Annotated in this window: 14 protein-coding genes; 5 read left to right on the top strand and 9 right to left on the bottom strand. The window is 70.3% G+C overall.

The window, feature by feature from the left end; all coding sequences use genetic code 11:
- Positions 1-178: 178 nt before the first annotated feature.
- The 7 genes from AC07FY_RS30290 to AC07FY_RS30260 form a co-directional block, all read right to left on the bottom strand.
- Entirely contained in the window at positions 179-1,573 is a 1,395-nt protein-coding gene (locus tag AC07FY_RS30290) for a nucleobase:cation symporter-2 family protein (protein WP_479012712.1), read from the bottom strand.
- Between the two features lie 345 nt (positions 1,574-1,918).
- Entirely contained in the window at positions 1,919-3,322 is a 1,404-nt protein-coding gene (locus AC07FY_RS30285; RefSeq protein ID WP_479012709.1) for an 8-oxoguanine deaminase, read from the bottom strand.
- Between the two features lie 189 nt (positions 3,323-3,511).
- The gene (gene pucL / locus AC07FY_RS30280; protein ID WP_479012706.1) at positions 3,512-4,435 is read right to left on the bottom strand and encodes a factor-independent urate hydroxylase; all 924 of its coding nucleotides are present in this window, start codon (positions 4,433-4,435) and stop codon (positions 3,512-3,514) included.
- Between the two features lies 1 nt (position 4,436).
- Positions 4,437-4,826, bottom strand: coding sequence for a hydroxyisourate hydrolase (uraH, locus tag AC07FY_RS30275; protein ID WP_479012703.1), 390 nt, complete (start codon positions 4,824-4,826; stop codon positions 4,437-4,439).
- An 11-nt stretch (positions 4,827-4,837) separates the two neighbouring features.
- Entirely contained in the window at positions 4,838-5,347 is a 510-nt protein-coding gene (uraD, locus tag AC07FY_RS30270; RefSeq protein ID WP_479012700.1) for a 2-oxo-4-hydroxy-4-carboxy-5-ureidoimidazoline decarboxylase, read from the bottom strand.
- A gap of 166 nt (positions 5,348-5,513) precedes the next feature.
- The gene (locus AC07FY_RS30265; RefSeq protein WP_479012698.1) at positions 5,514-5,897 is read right to left on the bottom strand and encodes a helix-turn-helix domain-containing protein; all 384 of its coding nucleotides are present in this window, start codon (positions 5,895-5,897) and stop codon (positions 5,514-5,516) included.
- On the bottom strand, positions 5,894-6,145 hold the full coding sequence (locus tag AC07FY_RS30260) for a hypothetical protein (RefSeq protein ID WP_479012695.1): 252 nt from the start codon (positions 6,143-6,145) through the stop codon (positions 5,894-5,896). The genes AC07FY_RS30265 and AC07FY_RS30260 overlap by 4 nt, the downstream gene beginning before the upstream one ends.
- 126 nt (positions 6,146-6,271) lie before the next feature.
- Between AC07FY_RS30260 and AC07FY_RS30255 the strand changes: the two genes are divergently transcribed.
- The 3 genes from AC07FY_RS30255 to AC07FY_RS30245 all read left to right on the top strand — a co-directional run bounded on the left by AC07FY_RS30255 (position 6,272) and on the right by AC07FY_RS30245 (position 9,744).
- Positions 6,272-7,105 (top strand): TIM barrel protein, encoded by an 834-nt coding sequence (locus AC07FY_RS30255; RefSeq protein WP_479012693.1) that lies wholly within the window; start codon positions 6,272-6,274, stop codon positions 7,103-7,105.
- Positions 7,106-7,180: 75 nt separating this feature from the next.
- Positions 7,181-8,071, top strand: a complete 891-nt coding sequence (locus tag AC07FY_RS30250; protein ID WP_479012690.1) for a 2-hydroxy-3-oxopropionate reductase — start codon at positions 7,181-7,183, stop codon at positions 8,069-8,071.
- 215 nt (positions 8,072-8,286) lie between these two features.
- Positions 8,287-9,744 carry a catalase gene (locus AC07FY_RS30245; RefSeq protein ID WP_479012727.1) on the top strand — a complete coding sequence of 486 codons (1,458 nt, stop codon included), beginning with the start codon at positions 8,287-8,289 and terminating at the stop codon, positions 9,742-9,744.
- Positions 9,745-10,857: 1,113 nt separating this feature from the next.
- Here AC07FY_RS30245 and gcl read toward each other — a convergent pair.
- Positions 10,858-12,645, bottom strand: a complete 1,788-nt coding sequence (gcl, locus tag AC07FY_RS30240; RefSeq protein WP_479012687.1) for a glyoxylate carboligase — start codon at positions 12,643-12,645, stop codon at positions 10,858-10,860.
- 235 nt (positions 12,646-12,880) lie between these two features.
- Here gcl and AC07FY_RS30235 point away from each other — a divergent pair, with 235 nt between their 5' ends.
- A complete protein-coding gene (locus AC07FY_RS30235; RefSeq protein ID WP_479012684.1) occupies positions 12,881-13,876 on the top strand; it encodes a hypothetical protein in 996 nt (331 codons plus the stop codon).
- 90 nt (positions 13,877-13,966) lie between these two features.
- Positions 13,967-14,455: a glutathione peroxidase gene (locus tag AC07FY_RS30230; RefSeq protein ID WP_479012681.1), complete on the top strand. Its 489-nt coding sequence runs from the start codon at positions 13,967-13,969 to the stop codon at positions 14,453-14,455.
- An 86-nt stretch (positions 14,456-14,541) separates the two neighbouring features.
- On the opposite strand, the gene AC07FY_RS30225 is transcribed toward AC07FY_RS30230, so the two are convergent.
- The gene (locus tag AC07FY_RS30225; RefSeq protein WP_479012678.1) at positions 14,542-16,254 is read right to left on the bottom strand and encodes an AMP-binding protein; all 1,713 of its coding nucleotides are present in this window, start codon (positions 16,252-16,254) and stop codon (positions 14,542-14,544) included.
- Positions 16,255-16,290: the final 36 nt, after the last annotated feature.

The raw sequence follows: 16,290 nt of genomic DNA, 5'->3' as shown, positions 1-16,290 counted from the left end.
GGCGCGTACGAGCCCTACCCCTGCCAGCGGCCCGGCGGCTCCCGCTTTCCCCCCCCCCCCCCCCCCTCCCCCCTCCCCCCCCCCCCTCCCCCCCCCCCCCCCCCCCCCCCCCCCCCCACCCCCCCCCCCCCCCCCCCCCCCCCCCCCCCCCCCCCCCCCCCCACCGCCGTACGCGGTTTCAGTGGGCCGGGACCGGTTCCGGGACGGCCGCCCCGCGCCGGGCGCCGAGGTGGTTGAAGCCGAGGTTGAGCAGGATGGCCACCACGCAGCCGGTGCTGATGCCGGAGTCCAGGACGACCAGGAGGTCCTTCGGGAAGGCGTGGTAGAAGCCCGGGGCGGCGATGGGGATGAGGCCGATGCCGACGGAGGCCGCGACGATCAGGGCGTTCTCGCCCTTCTCCATGGCCGCGCCGGCCAGGGTCTGGATGCCGCTGGCCGCGACCGAGCCGAAGAGCACGATCCCGGCGCCGCCGAGGACGGGCAGCGGGACCACGCCGATGACGGAGGCGGCCATGGGGCACAGGCCGAGCAGGATCAGGATGCCGCCGCCGGCGGCGACCACGAACCGGCTGCGCACCTTGGTCATGGCCACCAGCCCGATGTTCTGGGCGAAGGCGCTGCACATGAAGCCGTTGAACAGCGGGCTGATCGCGCTGCCCAGGGTGTCGGCCCGCAGGCCGCCCTCGATGGTCTTCTCGTCCGCCGGACGGCCGACGATCTTGCCCAGGGCGAGGATGTCGGCGGTCGACTCGGTCATGCAGACGAGCATGACGATGCACATCGAGATGATCGCGGCGACCTGGAAGTGCGGGGCGCCGAAGTGGAAGGGGGTCGGGAAGCCGACCACCGAGGCGTCCTTGACGGCGTCGAAACTGGTCATGCCGAGCGGCAGGGCGATCAGTGTGCCGGCGACGAGACCGAGCAGGATGGCGATCTGCTGGAGGAAGCCGCGCAGGAACTTGCGCATCAGCAGCACGATGATCAGGGTGGCGGCGGCCATGCCGATGTTCTTCATCGAGCCGTAGTCGGCGGCGGTGCTGTTCCCGCCCTGCGACCAGTTGAAGGCGACGGGCAGGAGGGAGACGCCGATCAGGGTGATGACCGTGCCCGTCACGACCGGCGGGAAGAAGCGGACGAGCTTGCCGAAGTAGGGGGCGGCGAAGAAGCCGAGGACTCCGGCGACGATGATCGCGCCGAAGATGATCGGTATCGCGTCGTCCCCCTCCCCCTTGCCGATCGCGATCATCGGGGTCACACCGGCGAAGGAGACGCCGTTGACGAAGGGGAGTTTGGCGCCGATCTTCCAGAACCCGAGGGTCTGGAGAAGGGTCGCGAGGCCCGCTGTGAACAGCGAGGCACCCATCAGAAAGGCGGTCTCGGTGGCCGACAGGCCGACAGCCGGGCCGACGATCATGGGCGGGGCCACGACACCCGCGTACATGGCGGCCACGTGCTGGAGACCGCTGGTGAACATCTTCAGGGGCGGCAGGGTCTCGTCGACGGGGTGTTTCTCCCCGGAGGAGACCTGCGGTACTGCGACTGCGTCTTTGCGAAACCTGGGCGACTGGGCCACGGCTTCCTCCGGTCGGGTAACACGTCGGCAGGGACGTGGGTGTCTTGGAGGTGGTGCGAAAGCGGTGCGAGTCGAGCCTGTTTGGAGTTGTGGGTGGTGCGCGTGCTTGTCCCTACAAGGAGTGCGGAACCGATTCGCCCGAAACCGTCCGCGTGCGTGGTGCGTGGTGCGTGGTGAGAACCCAGTGGCGCGGTTCACCGCTCCCGGGGGCGCCGTCGGTGGTCCTCAGGCGCTTCCCGGGAACGGCGGCCGCGGACCCCGCTCGGGTCCGCGGCCGCCGGCCGGGGGCCGTCCCCCCCGGCCGGACTTCTTTTCCGTACCTCCCGGCGGTGGCCGGAGGAGGGGTCAGCCCTGCGCGGAGATCCGCGCCAGGCGCTGGGCCTCTTCCCGCGTGGACACCGCGATGGCGTCCTCGTCGGCGAAGAGCAGTCGGTTGTTCTCCACGATCTGCTTGCCGTTGACGAACGAGGCGGTCACCGGGGCGGCCGCGCCGAAGACCAGCGCGGTGACCGGGTCGGCGATCGAGGAGTGCAGGAGCGTGCTCAGGTTCCACAGGACCAGGTCGGCGCACTTGCCGACCTCGAGGGAGCCGATGTTGTCGGCGCGGCCGAGGACCTGGGCGCCACCGTACGTACCCAGGCGCAGGGCCTGGCGCGCGTTCAGGGCGCGCTCGCGGTGGACCGGGTTCAGCCGGTTGATCAGGAGCGCGTTGCGCAGCTCGGTGTGCAGTTCACCGGACTCGTTGGAGGCGGTGCCGTCCACGCCGAGGCCGACCGGGACGCCTGCGGCGAGCATGTCCGGGACGCGGGCGATGCCGGCGGCCAGCCGGGCGTTGGAGGACGGGCAGTGCGCGACACCGGTCTTGGTGCGGGCGAACGCGGCGATGTCGGAGTCGTTCATGTGGACGCTGTGCGCCATCCACACGTCCTCGCCGAGCCAGCCGGTCGACTCGAAGTAGTCGGTCGGGCCCATGCCGAACAGTTCCTTGCAGAACTGCTCTTCCTCGACGGTCTCGGAGCCGTGCGTGTGCATGCGCACACCCAGGCGGCGCGCCAGTTCGGCGCCCTGCTTCAGCAGCTCGGTGGAGACCGAGAAGGGGGAGCAGGGGGCGACGGCGACCTGCGTCATCGAGTCGAAGGACGCGTCGTGGTGCTTCTTGACGGTCGCCTCGGTGTCGGCGAGCGCACCCTCGAGGGTCTCGACGGCGTGGTCCGGCGGCAGGCCGCCGTCCTTGACGCTGCGGTCCATCGAGCCGCGGGCGAGGGTGAACCGTACGCCCATCTCGGACGCGGCCCGGATGATCGAGCCGGACAGGTCGCCGGAGCCCTTGGGGAACACGTAGTGGTGGTCCATGGCGGTGGTGACGCCGCCCTTGGCCAACGCCGCGAGGGAGCCCTGCGCCGCCGTGTACGTCATCTGCTCGTCGATGCGCGCCCACGTCGGGTACAGCGCGACGAGCCAGTTGAAGAGGTTGTGGTCGGTGGCCAGACCACGCGTGATCCACTGGTAGAAGTGGTGGTGGGTGTTGACCAGGCCGGGGGTGACGAGGTGACCCGTGCCGTCGATGCGGCGGACCACGTTCTCGAGGTTCTCGGGGGCTTTGCCCGCACCGATCGACTCGATCTTGTTGCCGGCGACGACCACGTGGCCCGAGGCGTACTCGGTGTCGTTCGCGTCGACGGTCGCGATCGCACAGTTCTCGATGACAATGCGCTCGACCGCGCTGTCAAGGGCTGCCGATGCTGCCATGGGACTTCCTCGTGCTTTCAGTGGCGGTGCGGGCACGGCAGGGCCCAGGAGATTTGAGTGCCGGAGCCGGGGCCTGGACAGCTGACAGTACTGCTGCCCCGAGTGGTGCGTCCGGGTGCCGATTCGGGAAGCTGAAGGTGTGTCGCCCGTCCCGGGGCCACTGCGGAGCCCCGGGACACGCGTGCCGCGTCAGAGGTTGGTCATGTCCACGGGGATACGGGCGTCGACGCCGTCCCGCAGAACAGTGGCCTCGATCAGCCCGTACGGGCGGTCCGCGGCGAAGTAGACCTCGTTGTCGTTCTTGAGGCCGAAGGGCTCGAGGTCGACGAGGAAGTGGTGCTTGTTCGGGAGCGAGAAGCGGACCTCGTCGATCTCCGAACGGTGGTTGATGATGCGCGAACCCATCTGGTAGAGGGTCTGCTGCAGCGACAGGGAGTAGGTCTCCGCGAAGGCCTGGAGCATGTGCTTCCTGGTCTCGGCGTAGGACCGCTCCCAGTTCGGCATCCGCTGCTCGTCGTCCGACCAGTTGAAGCGCCAGCGAGCCGACACCTGGGTGGCCAGGATCCGGTCGTAGGCCTCCTTCAGCGTCGTGTACTTGTCCTTCACGTAACCCCAGAACTCGGAGTTCGTGGAGTTCATGACGACCAGGTCCTTGAGGCCGGAGATGACCTCCCAGTTGGTGCCGTCGTACGTGATCTGGGTGACGCGGGTCTCCATGCCCTGGCGGACGAAGGAGTGGTTCACCTCGTCGGAGCCGATGAACTTGGAGTTGGCGTCCGAGGTGGCGATCCGGTCCCAGGCGTACTCCTCGATCCGGATGCGCGCGCGCTGGATCGGCTCCTGGCTGTTCACGAACCAGCGGGCCAGGTGGATGCCGAACTGCTCGGCGGACTCGATGCCGTACTCCTTGGCGAACGCGTACACCGTGTTCTTGGTGGTGTCCGTCGGCAGGACGTTGGCGTTCGAGCCGGAGTAGTGGACGTCGTCCATGTCGCCGGAGAGGGCGACCGAGACGTTGAGGTCCTTGATGTGGTGGGTGTCGCCGTCCCGCGTGATCTTGACGACGCGGTTCTCTGCCTTGCCGTACTGGTTCTGGCCCAGAATCGTGGCCATGCTAGCTCCCTCGGTAAACGGAGTAGCCGAACGGGTTGAGCAGCAGCGGTACGTGGTAGTGCTCGCCCGGGTTCACCGCGAACGTGATGGTGACCTCGGGGAAGAACGTAGCGCTGTCCCTTACGCGGGGGGCGTCCTGCTGCGCCTCGGCTTGCTTCTTGGAGAAGTACGTCTCGGTCTCGAAGTCGAGACGCACGTGGGTGGTGCCCTCCGGCAGCGCCGGCAGGTCCTTGCAACGCCCGTCGGCGTCGGTGGCGGAGCCGCCCAGGGCCGCCCACGCGCCGTCCAGCCCGGTGCGGGCCGACAGCGAGATGGCGACGGACTCGGCGGGCTTGCCGATGCTGGTGTCCAGGATGTGCGTGGACACCGACGCGGTGGTCGCGGTGCTCATGGTCACTCTCCTTATGCTGCGTGCTCGGCCAGGCGGGTCAGCCGGATGTTGTTGATCTTGACGAGCTCACCGCGGGCGATCTCCCGCTCCTGCTCCGGCGAGTTGTCGATCCGGACCTTGACCGCGTCCCGCATGAACTCACCGGTCGCACCGGTGGCGCAGATGAGGAAGACGTGGCCGAACTTCTCCTGGTAGGCCAGGTTCAGTTCCAGGAGCTCGTTCTTGAGCTCCTCCGAGGCACCGGCCATGCCGCGCTGCTCGCGGGCGGAGGTCGGGTCTCCCGGCTTCGGCCGGCCGATCGGCGCGTGGCCTCCCATCGCCTCGCCCAGGTCGGCCGCGGTGAGTTCCGCCATGGCGGACTCGTTGGCGGCGAACAGGGACGCGGCGGTGGCGAAGGGGCGCTGGGCGAGCAGTCTGCCCACCCACGCCGAGCTGGCGCACACCTCGTGCAGCTCGGCCGCGGCCGCGCTGTCGTCCAAGGCGTTGAACCGGGTGAGACCCGGGGTCGGACTCGAAGTCACGGTAGGCCTCCGTGGCCTGTTGTTGCTTTGACGGGCTGCGCATAGCTAACGCCCTCGACAACACCGCGTCAACACTTTGTTGAAACTTCCCGTACACAAAAGCCGCCGCCCGGATGAATGGGGCGGCGGCTGGTCACCGTACGTCAGGCAGCGTTCACGCGGGGCGTCACTCTTGGGCGGTTTTGTTGGGATTTTCCCTGTTCAGGTAGTTGTACACCGTGAAGCGGCTTACCCCCAGGGCCGCCGCGACCGTTTCCACGCCGTGGCGCACGGAGAAAGCCCCCCGCGCCTCCAGTATCCGCACGACGTCCTGCTTGGCCTTCCGCTCGAGCCGGGCCAACGGGACGCCGTGCCGCCGCTCCAGCGCGGCCAGGATGTGGTCCAGCGAGTCGGACAGCTGGGGCAGGCGCACGGCCAGCAGGTCCTCCCCCTCCCAGCTGAGCACGACGTCGTCGGGCTGGGCGAGGGCGGGGTCCATCAGCTCGCCGCCCATCGCGTCCACCAGGGGCTTGACGGCGGTCACGAACGGGTGGTCGCGGGGCTCGGTCACGGCGTGTCCTCTCCGAGGACGTTGACCTGGAGCGAGACGCGCGTGGCCCCGGCCTCCAGGGAACCGCGCAGCAGCGCGCTCACCGCCGCGAGCACCCGGCCGGCCTCACCTTCCGCGGTGTTGCCGAACGGGCCGACGTCCACCGCGTCCAGCTGGGCCTTCTGGATCACCTCGCGAGCGGCCACGGCATGGGCAGGGGCCTCTTCGAGGTCGAAGGGCTCGGTCGTGAACTCCACTCTCAATCGCACGCCCGCCAAGCTACCTGGCAGTCGGGACTTTTCGGGAGCCCGTACTTGACAGCCGCGCGAACCTCCATGCAGTCTTCCATCAAGCAGAAACTAACTTCCGCAATACGGAAGGAGCGCACACCCCTCATGGGATACACGGACCAGCGCTTCGATGTAAACCTTTCGATCCTCTTCACGGAACTCCCGCTCCTGGAGCGTCCCGCGGCCGCCGCCGCGGCGGGCTTCACCGCGGTCGAGCTGTGGTGGCCCTGGATCGAGACCCCCACTCCCGCGCAGGAGGAGCTCGACGCCCTCAAGAAGGCTCTTGAGGACGCCGGCACCCAGCTGGTGGGGCTGAACTTCTACGCCGGGCAGCTGCCGGGCCCGGACCGCGGTGCGGTCTCGGTACCCGGCGCGGAGTCGGACCGGTTCAACGCCAACATCGACGTGGCGGCCGACTTCGCCGCCTCGGTCGGCTGCAAGGCGCTCAACGCCCTGTACGGCAACCGCGTCGAAGGCGTGGACCCTGCCGTCCAGGACGAGCTCGCCCTGAAGAACCTGGTCACCGCGGCCCGGGCCGCGGACCGCGTCGGCGCGATCCTCCTGATCGAGACCCTCAACAAGCCCGAGTCGCCGCTCTACCCGCTGGTGAGCGCCCCGGCCGGCATCGAGATCGTGGACAAGGTGAACGAGGCCACCGGTCTCGGGAACGCCAAGTTCCTGCTCGACCTCTACCACCTGGCGATGAACGATGAGGACCTCTCCGAGGTCATCGAAAAGTACGCCGCCAAGACCGGTCACGTCCAGATCGCGGACAAGCCCGGACGCGGTGCCCCCGGCACCGGCGAGCTTCCCCTCGAGGACCTGCTCGACCAGCTGAAGAAGGCCGGATATCAGGGCTACGTGGGCCTGGAGTACAAGGCCGCCGACGCCGCCGCGTCCTTCGAGTGGCTGCCGGCCGGGGCCCGCGCCGTCCAGTAGGCGGACCAAGTCCAGGCGATCAGCCAGGCACCTCACGCACTTTTCGTACAAAGCATTAAGAGAAGGACCCTCATCATGAGCACCCTCCCCAAGATTGCCTGGATCGGTCTCGGAATCATGGGCTCCCCCATGGCCGAGAACCTCCTGAAGGCCGGCTACCCGGTCACCGGCTTCACCCTGGAGCAGGACAAGCTGGACCGCCTGGCCGCCGCCGGCGGCACCGCGGCCGGCTCGATCGCCGAGGCCGTCAAGGACGCCGACGTCGTCATCACGATGGTGCCCGCCTCCCCCCAGGTCGAGGCCATCGCCTACGGCGAGGACGGCATTCTCGAGAACGCCAAGTCCGGTGCGCTGATCATCGACATGTCGTCGATCACCCCGCAAACCTCGGTCGACCTCGCGAAGAACGCCGCCGAGAAGGGCCTGCGCGTCCTCGACGCCCCGGTCTCCGGCGGCGAGGCCGGCGCCATCGAGGCCGTCCTGTCGATCATGGTGGGTGGCGAGCAGGCCGACTTCGACGCGGCGCTGCCGATCCTCGAGGCCCTCGGCAAGGTCATCGTCCTGTGCGGCCCGCACGGCTCCGGCCAGACGGTGAAGGCGGCCAACCAGCTGATCGTCGCGGTCAACATCCAGGCGTGCGCCGAGGCCGTGGTCTTCCTCGAGAAGTCCGGCGTGAACCTCCAGGCCGCCCTGGACGTCCTCAACGGCGGTCTGGCCGGCTCCACGGTCCTGACCCGCAAGAAGGACAACTTCCTGAACCGCGACTTCAAGCCCGGCTTCCGGATCGACCTGCACCACAAGGACATGGGCATCGTCACCGACGCCGCCCGCAACGTCGGTGCCGCCCTTCCGGTCGGCGCGGTCGTCGCCCAGCTGGTCGCCTCGCTGCGCGCCCAGGGCGACGGCGGCCTGGACCACTCCGCCCTGCTCCGCGCCGTCGAGCGTCTCTCCGGCGCCCAGCTCTAACCGGGCCGAGCACCTCCCCCGTCGGCGGGGGACCTGAGTCTCCGGATGGCGCCGGTGCTGACACCTGTCCTGTCGCGCCCAAGTGCCGGCGTCGTCCGGATCACCTCTCCCAACTTCGTTCAACAAACTGTTGACGTTTAGTTCTCGCCGAAATTAGGCTGTTCCGCATGACGGAAGACGCTTTCCGTCAGCAGTTACCCGTACGGAAGGTCACCATGTCGAAGCGCACGCTGACGACCGAGTCCGGCGCCCCGGTCGCCGACAATCAGAACTCCGCCACCGCCGGCGTCGGTGGCCCGCTCCTGGTCCAGGACCAGCAGCTGCTCGAGAAGCTTGCCCGCTTCAACCGGGAGCGCATCCCGGAGCGCGTGGTGCACGCCCGCGGCTCCGCCGCGTACGGCTACTTCGAGGTGACCGACGACGTCACCGCGTACACCAGCGCCGCGTTCCTGAACAAGGTCGGCAAGAAGACCGAGACCTTCCTGCGCTTCTCCACCGTGGCCGACTCGCTGGGCGGCGCGGACGCGGTCCGCGACCCGCGCGGCTTCGCGCTCAAGTTCTACACCGAAGAGGGCAACTACGACCTCGTCGGCAACAACACCCCGGTGTTCTTCATCAAGGACCCGATCAAGTTCCCCGACTTCATCCACTCCCAGAAGCGCGACCCCTTCACGGGCAAGCAGGAGCCGGACAACGTCTGGGACTTCTGGGCGCACGCCCCCGAGGCGACGCACCAGATCACCTGGCTGATGGGTGACCGCGGCATCCCGGCGTCCTACCGCCACATGAACGGCTACGGCTCCCACACCTACCAGTGGACCAACGCCCAGGGCGAGGCCTTCTTCGTCAAGTACCACTTCAAGACGAACCAGGGCATCCGCTGCCTGTCCTCCGAGCAGGCCGCCGAGGTCGTCGGCAGCGACGCCAACTCGCACCAGACCGACCTGCTCCAGGCCATCGAGCGCGGTGTGAACCCGAGCTGGACCCTCTACGTCCAGATCATGCCCGCCGCCGAGGCCGCGGACTACCGCTTCAACCCGTTCGACCTCACCAAGGTGTGGCCGCACGCGGACTACCCGCTGCAGCGCGTGGGCCGCCTGGTCCTCGACCGCAACCCGGACAACGTCTTCGCCGAGGTCGAGCAGTCGGCCTTCTCCCCTAACAACTTCGTCCCGGGCATCACCGCCTCGCCGGACAAGATGCTCCAGGGCCGCCTCTTCGCGTACGCCGACGCCCAGCGCTACCGCCTCGGCGTGAACCACACCCAGCTGCCGGTGAACGCCCCCAAGGCGGCGAAGGCCGACAACTACGGCCGCGACGGTGTCATGGCGCTGCGCAACGGCTCGCGCCACGACAAGAACTACGAGCCCAACTCCTACCAGGGTCCGGCCGAGACCGGTCTGGCGCTCGGCGCCCCGAGGGCCGTGTCCGGCTACACGGGCACCCACGAGGCCCCGGCCCACACCAAGGACGACGACTTCTTCCAGGCCGGTGAGCTCTACCGCCTGATGTCGGAGGCCGAGAAGCAGCGCCTGGTGGCGAACATCGCCGGCGGTCTGTCCCAGGTCACCCTGGAGGACGTCATCGAGAAGAACCTGGCTCACTTCCACGCCGCCGACGCCGACTACGGCAAGCGCGTCGAGGAGGCCGTCCGCGCCCTGCGCGACGCCTGAGCCGACCAGTTGTACCGGGGGCCTGACGGGAGGTCGGGCCCCGGGTGCTGAGCCCGAACCGCGGACCCGGATGAGGGGTGGTACGCGGTGAGGGCAGGACGAGGACCGTGGCGGGCGTGCGAGCCAGTGCGGTGGTAATGGGTTCCGAGGCCCGTCTCTTGACCTGAGGGAGACGATGCCGGAGTTCTCGTCGCCGCCCGCCACGGTCCCAGCCACTCCTCTCCCGTACAGGGGTCACGCACAGAGCCCCCTGCGCGGGAAGAGGAGCCTCCTACTCCGCCCGGCGGTGCGAACGTCCTGTCGCGCCAGCCTCGCTCCGTCGGGCGGTATCAAACCAGAGCGCCGAGTCACGGACGGTCCCGTGACTCGGCGCTTTGTCGTTCCCCGCCGAGGGTGGCCTGCGGCGGCTGGGTGCGGGCCGGGCCTTCCTCGTCCACGGTCTGGGCGGCGGCTCCTGCTGCCCCGGCCCCGCTCGACGCGCGCGACCACTCGCGCGACCACTCGCGCGACCACTCCACCCGGGCCTGCCGTCGCCCGGCGCACGCGCCGCACCCGGCTGTTCGGCGTCGAGCTGCCCGGCCGGGACCGGTCCGGGCCGGGCCGGGCCGGGCCGGGCCGGGCCGGGCCGGTGCGGGAGCCGGACCGTCGTCGGCCGTGCGGAAGGGGGCGCGGCGGGCGCCTGTCCTGCCACGGCTCGTTGGGCCTGCTGGCGCGGGCGCGACGCCTGAGCGGGGGCGACACCGGAGCGGGCCCCTCACGCGGGAGCGACACCGGAGCGGGGCGCCTGGCGCGGGAGCGACGCCGCCGCCGATGCCGGTCACGGGGTGAGGGACCGGCCTCGAAGGAAGCCGGGTACCGTCGACGCGCAGCGGCGGCCGGCGGCGGCCTCGGGCCTTTCCCCCTGACGGTCCAGCGGGCCGGCCTCGGGGCCGGGTTGGGCCGTATGCCCGGCGTCTGCCTCGACGGCCCCCGTCCGGCGCGTCCTGGTCGGCTCGCCCGTCGTGCCCGGTCCGGGTGCCACCGGCGAGGGCGTCCGTGGTGCCGGGACGCCGAAGACCCCCGTTCCCTCCGCGAGGAGGGGCCGGGGGTCTTCGGGTGGTGCGGGGGCGGCGGTCAGACCTTGAGGGGCTTGATCGCGGTCGGGGCGTGGCCCCGCTCCGTCGCGAGCTCCTCGAACTCCGTCACGTCGCTCATGTCGACCGTCTTGCTCATCGAGATGTTGGTGACGCGCTCCAGGATGGCCTCGACGACGACCGGGACCTGGAACTCCTGGGCCAGCTTCTTGGCCTGCTCGAAGGCGGCGCCCAGCCCATCGGGGTCGGTGACGCGGATGGCCTTGACACCCAGGCCCTCGGCGACCTTCACGTGGTCGACGCCGTAGACGCCGAGCTCCGGGGTGTTGATGTTCTCGAATTCGAGGTTGACCTCGAAGTTGATGCCGAGGCCGCCCTGCGCCTGACGGATCAGCCCCAGGTAGGCGTTGTTCACCAGGACGTGGACGTAGGGGACCTTGTGCTGCGCGGCGACCGCGAGCTCCTCGATCATGAACTGGAAGTCGTAGTCGCCGGAGAGCGCGACGATCGGGGTCTCGGGGTCCGCGGTGGCGGCACCGATCGCGGCCGGGATGGTCCAGCCGAGCGGGCCGGCCTGGCCGCAGTTGATCCAGTGGCGCGGCTTGAAGACGTGCAGCATCTGCGCGCCGGCGATCTGGGAGAGGCCGATGGTGGTGACGTAACGCGTCTCCGGGCCGAAGGCCTTGTTCATCTCCTCGTAGACGCGCTGCGGCTTCATCGGGATGTTGTCGAAGTGCGTGCGGCGCTGGAGGGTGGCCTTGCGCTCCTGGCCCGAGGCGGCCCAGGCGGAGAAGTCCGGCAGCCTGCCCTCGGCCTTGAGCTCCTTGGCGACCTCGATGAAGAGCTCCAGGGCGGCCTTGGCGTCGGAGGCGATGCCGAAGTCGGGCGCGAAGATCTTGCCGATCTGGGTGGGCTCGATGTCGACGTGGACGAACTTGCGGTCGCCGAGGTACGCGTCGAGGTTGTAGCCGGTGTGGCGGTTGGCCCAGCGGTTGCCGATGCCGAGGACGAAGTCCGACTCCAAGAACGTCGCGTTACCGTAGCGGTGCGAGGTCTGGACACCGACCATGCCCGCGCTCAGCTCGTGGTCGTCGGGGATGACACCCCAGCCCATGAGGGTGGAGATGACCGGCACACCGGTCAGCTCGGCGAACTCGACCAGCAGGTCGGAGGCGTCGGCGTTGATGATGCCGCCACCGGCGACGATGAGCGGACGCTCGGACTCCAGCAGCAACTGGATGGCCTTGGCGGCCTGCGCGCGGGAGGCCCGCGGCTTGTAGACCGGCAGCGGCTGGTAGGTCTCCGGGTCGAACTCGATCTCGGTCAGCTGGACGTCGATCGGCAGGTCGATCAGGACCGGGCCGGGGCGGCCGGAGCGCATCAGGTGGAAGGCCTCCTGGAACACGCCGGGAACCTGGGCTGCCTCCAGGACGGTCGTGGCCTTCTTGGTGACCGGCTTGGCGATCGAGGCGATGTCGACGGCCTGGAAGTCCTCCTTGTGGAGCTTCGAGACCGGAGCCTGACCGGTGATGCACAGGATCGGGATCGAGTCCGCGATCGCGGAGTACAGGCCGGTGATCATGTCGGTGCCGGCGGGGCCGGACGTACCGATGCAGACACCGATGTTGCCCGCCTTGGCCCGCGTGTACCCCTCGGCCATGTGCGAGGCGCCCTCGACGTGGCGGGCCAGCGTGTGGTTGATGCCGCCCACGTTCTTGAGCTCGCGGTAGAACGGGTTGATCGCTGCGCCGGGCACGCCGAAGGCTTGCGAAACGCCCTCGAGCTTGAGGATCTCCACTGCAGCGGCGGCGGCTGTCATACGGGGCATCGAGTTCTCCTGCGGGTCCGACGGTCAGGCTTTTCCGTAATCCGGAAGTATTGTTCTGCTATACGGAACAAGCTAGGCGGCGACTTCTCCCACGTCAAGGCGGTACGGCACCCCGGATGCCACCAAATGCCGCGTCTCGCTCGGCGACTTGTACAAATGGCGGGTGTTGGCGCACGGACCGTCGCGCGTGGTGGAGCATGGACGTACGCACAGCGACGGAGGGGGTCCAGGTCTCATGGCGGAAGCGGTACCGGTGCGCTGCCCGGCGTGCCTGCGCGAGAACGGCTACACCGTCCCGGTCTATCCCTGCGCGTGCGGGAGCCCGGTGCGCCCGCCGCTGGACCTCGCCGCGCCGCCCGACCCGTTGACCCACCGGACCTGGTCGGAGACCTGGGTGGCGGTGCGCTGCGAGTCCTGCGGGCGGGAGAGCGAGTGGCCCCATCCGGAGGTGGGCTGCGCCTCCTGCGGCACGGTGGTGCGGATTCCGGTGCACCCGTTGGATCCGGAGCCCGCACGGAATCCGGCGGGCGGGCGGCCCGGTGCCGCGGGCGGGAAACCGGAGTCCGGCTCCGGCCCGCGGACCGGTTCCGGCCCTCGCGCCGGCACGCGGCCGAAGGCGGCTACCGGGCCGGGATCGGGTAGGGCCGGTGGTACCCCGGGACCGGCCGCGGCGGCGGGTGCGGCGGCGGCCTCCGGCGCGGAGGCGGCCGCCGGGGACGGTGCGGGGTCCACCGCGGAGCGGGGCGAGCGTTCCGGCGGGGGTGCGGGGCCCGGCGGCCGCCAGGACGCTCCGCGCGGGCAGGCCGCCGCGCAGGAGCCACCGCCGGCTGCCCTGCCGGTGCCGCGCCCCGCGTTCCGGCCGGTGACGATCCGTACGACGCGGGACGCGGTGGCCACCGCCGCGCTCTACCTGCGCTGGCTCGGTTTCCAGGACGTGCGCCAGCCCGACGGGCGCCCGATCCCCTCGGCGGCCGTGGACCTGCGGGCCCCGGGGTTGGTGGCGCAGGTGGACCCGACCACGGCGCCCGCCGGACTGCGGGCCGTGGAGTGCGTCTGGCTGAACGGACTGACCGCTTCCGCGACCAGCGTCTACTTCTCCCTCGCCGGGTACACCGAGGACGCCCGCACCCGGGCCGACGACCTGGGGATACCGCTGTTCGTCATGGACCTCACGGGCATGCCGCAGCCGGTCAACGACCCGGCGGACGAACTGGTCGACATGGGCGCGTAGCCGGGGGGCCGGCGTGGCCGGGGCCCGGGATGATCCGACAGACACCGCCTAAGCTCGGGGGCGTTATCCGCTTCCTGCCAGGAGAGCCCGATGAGCCTGTACGACATCCCGCTGACCACCCTGTCCGACGAGCCGACCAGCCTCGGGGCCCACAAGGGCAAGGCGATCCTGCTCGTGAACACCGCCTCGCAGTGCGGGCTCACCCCGCAGTACTCGGGCCTCGCCCGGCTGCAGTTCGCTTACCAGGACAAGGGTTTCACCGTCATAGGCGTGCCCTGCAACCAGTTCGGCGGGCAGGAGCCCGGCACCGCCGAGGACATCCAGACCTTCTGCGCGGCCGGCTTCGGCGTCACCTTCCCGATCCTGGAGAAGTCCGAGGTCAACGGCGAGAACCGGCACCCCCTCTACCAGGAGCTGGTGAAGACCCCGGACGCCGAGGGCGAGGCGGGGGACATCCAGTGGAACTTCGAGAAGTTCCTGATCTCCCCCGCCGGCGAGGTCGTGGCGCGCTTCCGCCCGCGCACCGAGCCGGAGTCCCCCGAGGTCATCGCCGCGATCGAGGCGCACCTGCCCGGCTGAGGCCCGGCTCCGGGGGCGGTCCTCGCCGCCCTCGGCCCGCCCCGCCCTAGGCCCCGCCCGCCCTCGGTGCGCCCCGCCGCCGGGCGTCAGCCGAGGTCGGCCTCGTCGTACTCCACCGTCCCGCCGGCCGCCGTGAGCTCCCGCAGCTCCACCCGGCGGATCTTGCCGGACACCGTCTTCGGCAGCTCGCCGAACTCGATGCGCCGGATCCGCTTGTAGGGGGACAGCACCGCGCGGGAGTGCTCGAACAGGGCCCGGGCCGTCTCCGGCCCGGGCTCCCAGCCCGCCGCGAGGGTGACGTACGCCTTCGGCACGGCCAGCCGCAGGGCGTCCGGGGCGGGCACCACGGCGGCCTCGGCGACGGCCTCGTGCTCCAGCAGGGCGCTCTCCAGCTCGAACGGGCTGATCTTGTAGTCCGATGCCTTGAAGACGTCGTCGGACCGTCCGACATAGGTCAGGTGGCCGTCGGCGTCGCGCGAGGCGATGTCGCCGGTGCGGTAGAGCCCGTCGGCCATGGCCTCGGCGGTGCGCTCCGGGTCGTCGCGGTAGCCGGTGGTGACGCCGGCGGGCTTGACGCGCAGGTCGACGCAGATCTCGCCCTCGTCGGGGGACTCCTTGCCCGTGACGGGGTCCAGCAGGACGATCTCGTAGCCGGGGGCGGGGCGGCCCATCGAGCCGGGCTTCACGGGCATGCCGGGGAAGTTGCCGATCTGGAGGGTGGTCTCGGTCTGGCCGAAGCCGTCCCGGATGGTGACGCCCCAGGCCCGGCGGACCTTCTCGATGACCTCCGGATTGAGCGGCTCGCCCGCCGCGAGGGCCTCGCGCGGCGGAGTGGCGAGCCTGCTGAGGTCGGACTGGATCAGCATGCGCCACACCGTGGGCGGCGCGCAGAAGGTGGTCACCCCGTGCCGGTCCATCTGGTCCATCAGCCGCTCGGCGTCGAAGCGGGTGTAGTTGTGGACGAAGACGGTGGCCCCGGCGTTCCAGGGGGCGAAGAGGTTGGACCAGGCGTGCTTGGCCCAGCCGGGGGAGGCGATGTTGAGGTGCACGTCCCCGGGGCGCAGCCCGAGCCAGTACATGGTCGACAGGTGCCCGATGGGGTACGAGGCGTGCGTGTGCTCCACGAGCTTGGGGCGGGCCGTGGTACCGGAGGTGAAGTACAGCATCAGCGGGTCGGTGGCGAGGGTCTCGCCGTCGGGGGTGAAGGCGCCCGGGGCGGTGTACGCGGCCTCGTCCATGCCGGCCAGCCGCCGCCAGCCGTCCGGGACCTCCGGGCCGGCGGCGATCCGGGTGTAAGCGCCCGGTACGTCGTCGAACTTGCCGGTGTCCGCGGCCCGCGCGACGACGTGCCGGACGTGGCCGCGCTCGACGCGGTCGCGCAGGTCGGCCGGGCCGAGCAGCGGGGTGGCGGGGATGACGACGGCGCGCAGCTTCATCGCGCCGAGCACGACCTCCCACAGCTCGCGCTGGTTGCCGAGCATGACCAGCATCCGGTCGCCGGCCGCGACGCCCTGCTCGCGCAGCCAGGCGGCGGCCGCGTCCGACCGTGCGGACAGCTCCTGGAAGGACAGGGACTGGCTGCTGCCGTCCTCCTCGACGATGCGCAGGGCGTCGGCGGCGTTCCCGGCGGCGATGTGGTCGAACCAGTCCAGTGCCCAATTGAAGCGGTGGGGGCGGGGCCAGGTGAATCCGGCGCGCGCGCCCTCGTAGTCGCCGCGGCGTTCCAGCAGGAAGTCCCGCGCGGCCAGGAACTGGGCCGCCGCGCTGATCTCGGTGTTCGGGCTGCTCTCGGTCGTCATGCCAGGCATCGTGCCGCCTGGGGCGGGCCGACCACC

Source organism: Streptomyces sp. NPDC045967, from assembly GCF_056430495.1.
This window is presented reverse-complemented; position numbering and strand designations above follow the sequence as displayed.

Bases quoted from the DNA above. Each gene is read 5' to 3' on its own strand.
- gcl (WP_479012687.1), bottom strand. From the start codon at position 12,645: ATGCCCCGTATGACAGCCGCCGCCGCTGCAGTGGAGATCCTCAAGCTC.
- AC07FY_RS30255 (WP_479012693.1), top strand. From the start codon at position 6,272: ATGGGATACACGGACCAGCGCTTCGATGTAAACCTTTCGATCCTCTTC.
- AC07FY_RS30285 (WP_479012709.1), bottom strand. From the start codon at position 3,322: ATGGCAGCATCGGCAGCCCTTGACAGCGCGGTCGAGCGCATTGTCATC.
- AC07FY_RS30230 (WP_479012681.1), top strand. From the start codon at position 13,967: ATGAGCCTGTACGACATCCCGCTGACCACCCTGTCCGACGAGCCGACC.
- AC07FY_RS30235 (WP_479012684.1), top strand. From the start codon at position 12,881: ATGGCGGAAGCGGTACCGGTGCGCTGCCCGGCGTGCCTGCGCGAGAAC.
- AC07FY_RS30250 (WP_479012690.1), top strand. From the start codon at position 7,181: ATGAGCACCCTCCCCAAGATTGCCTGGATCGGTCTCGGAATCATGGGC.
- pucL (WP_479012706.1), bottom strand. From the start codon at position 4,435: ATGGCCACGATTCTGGGCCAGAACCAGTACGGCAAGGCAGAGAACCGC.
- uraH (WP_479012703.1), bottom strand. From the start codon at position 4,826: ATGAGCACCGCGACCACCGCGTCGGTGTCCACGCACATCCTGGACACC.
- AC07FY_RS30245 (WP_479012727.1), top strand. From the start codon at position 8,287: ATGTCGAAGCGCACGCTGACGACCGAGTCCGGCGCCCCGGTCGCCGAC.
- AC07FY_RS30225 (WP_479012678.1), bottom strand. From the start codon at position 16,254: ATGACGACCGAGAGCAGCCCGAACACCGAGATCAGCGCGGCGGCCCAG.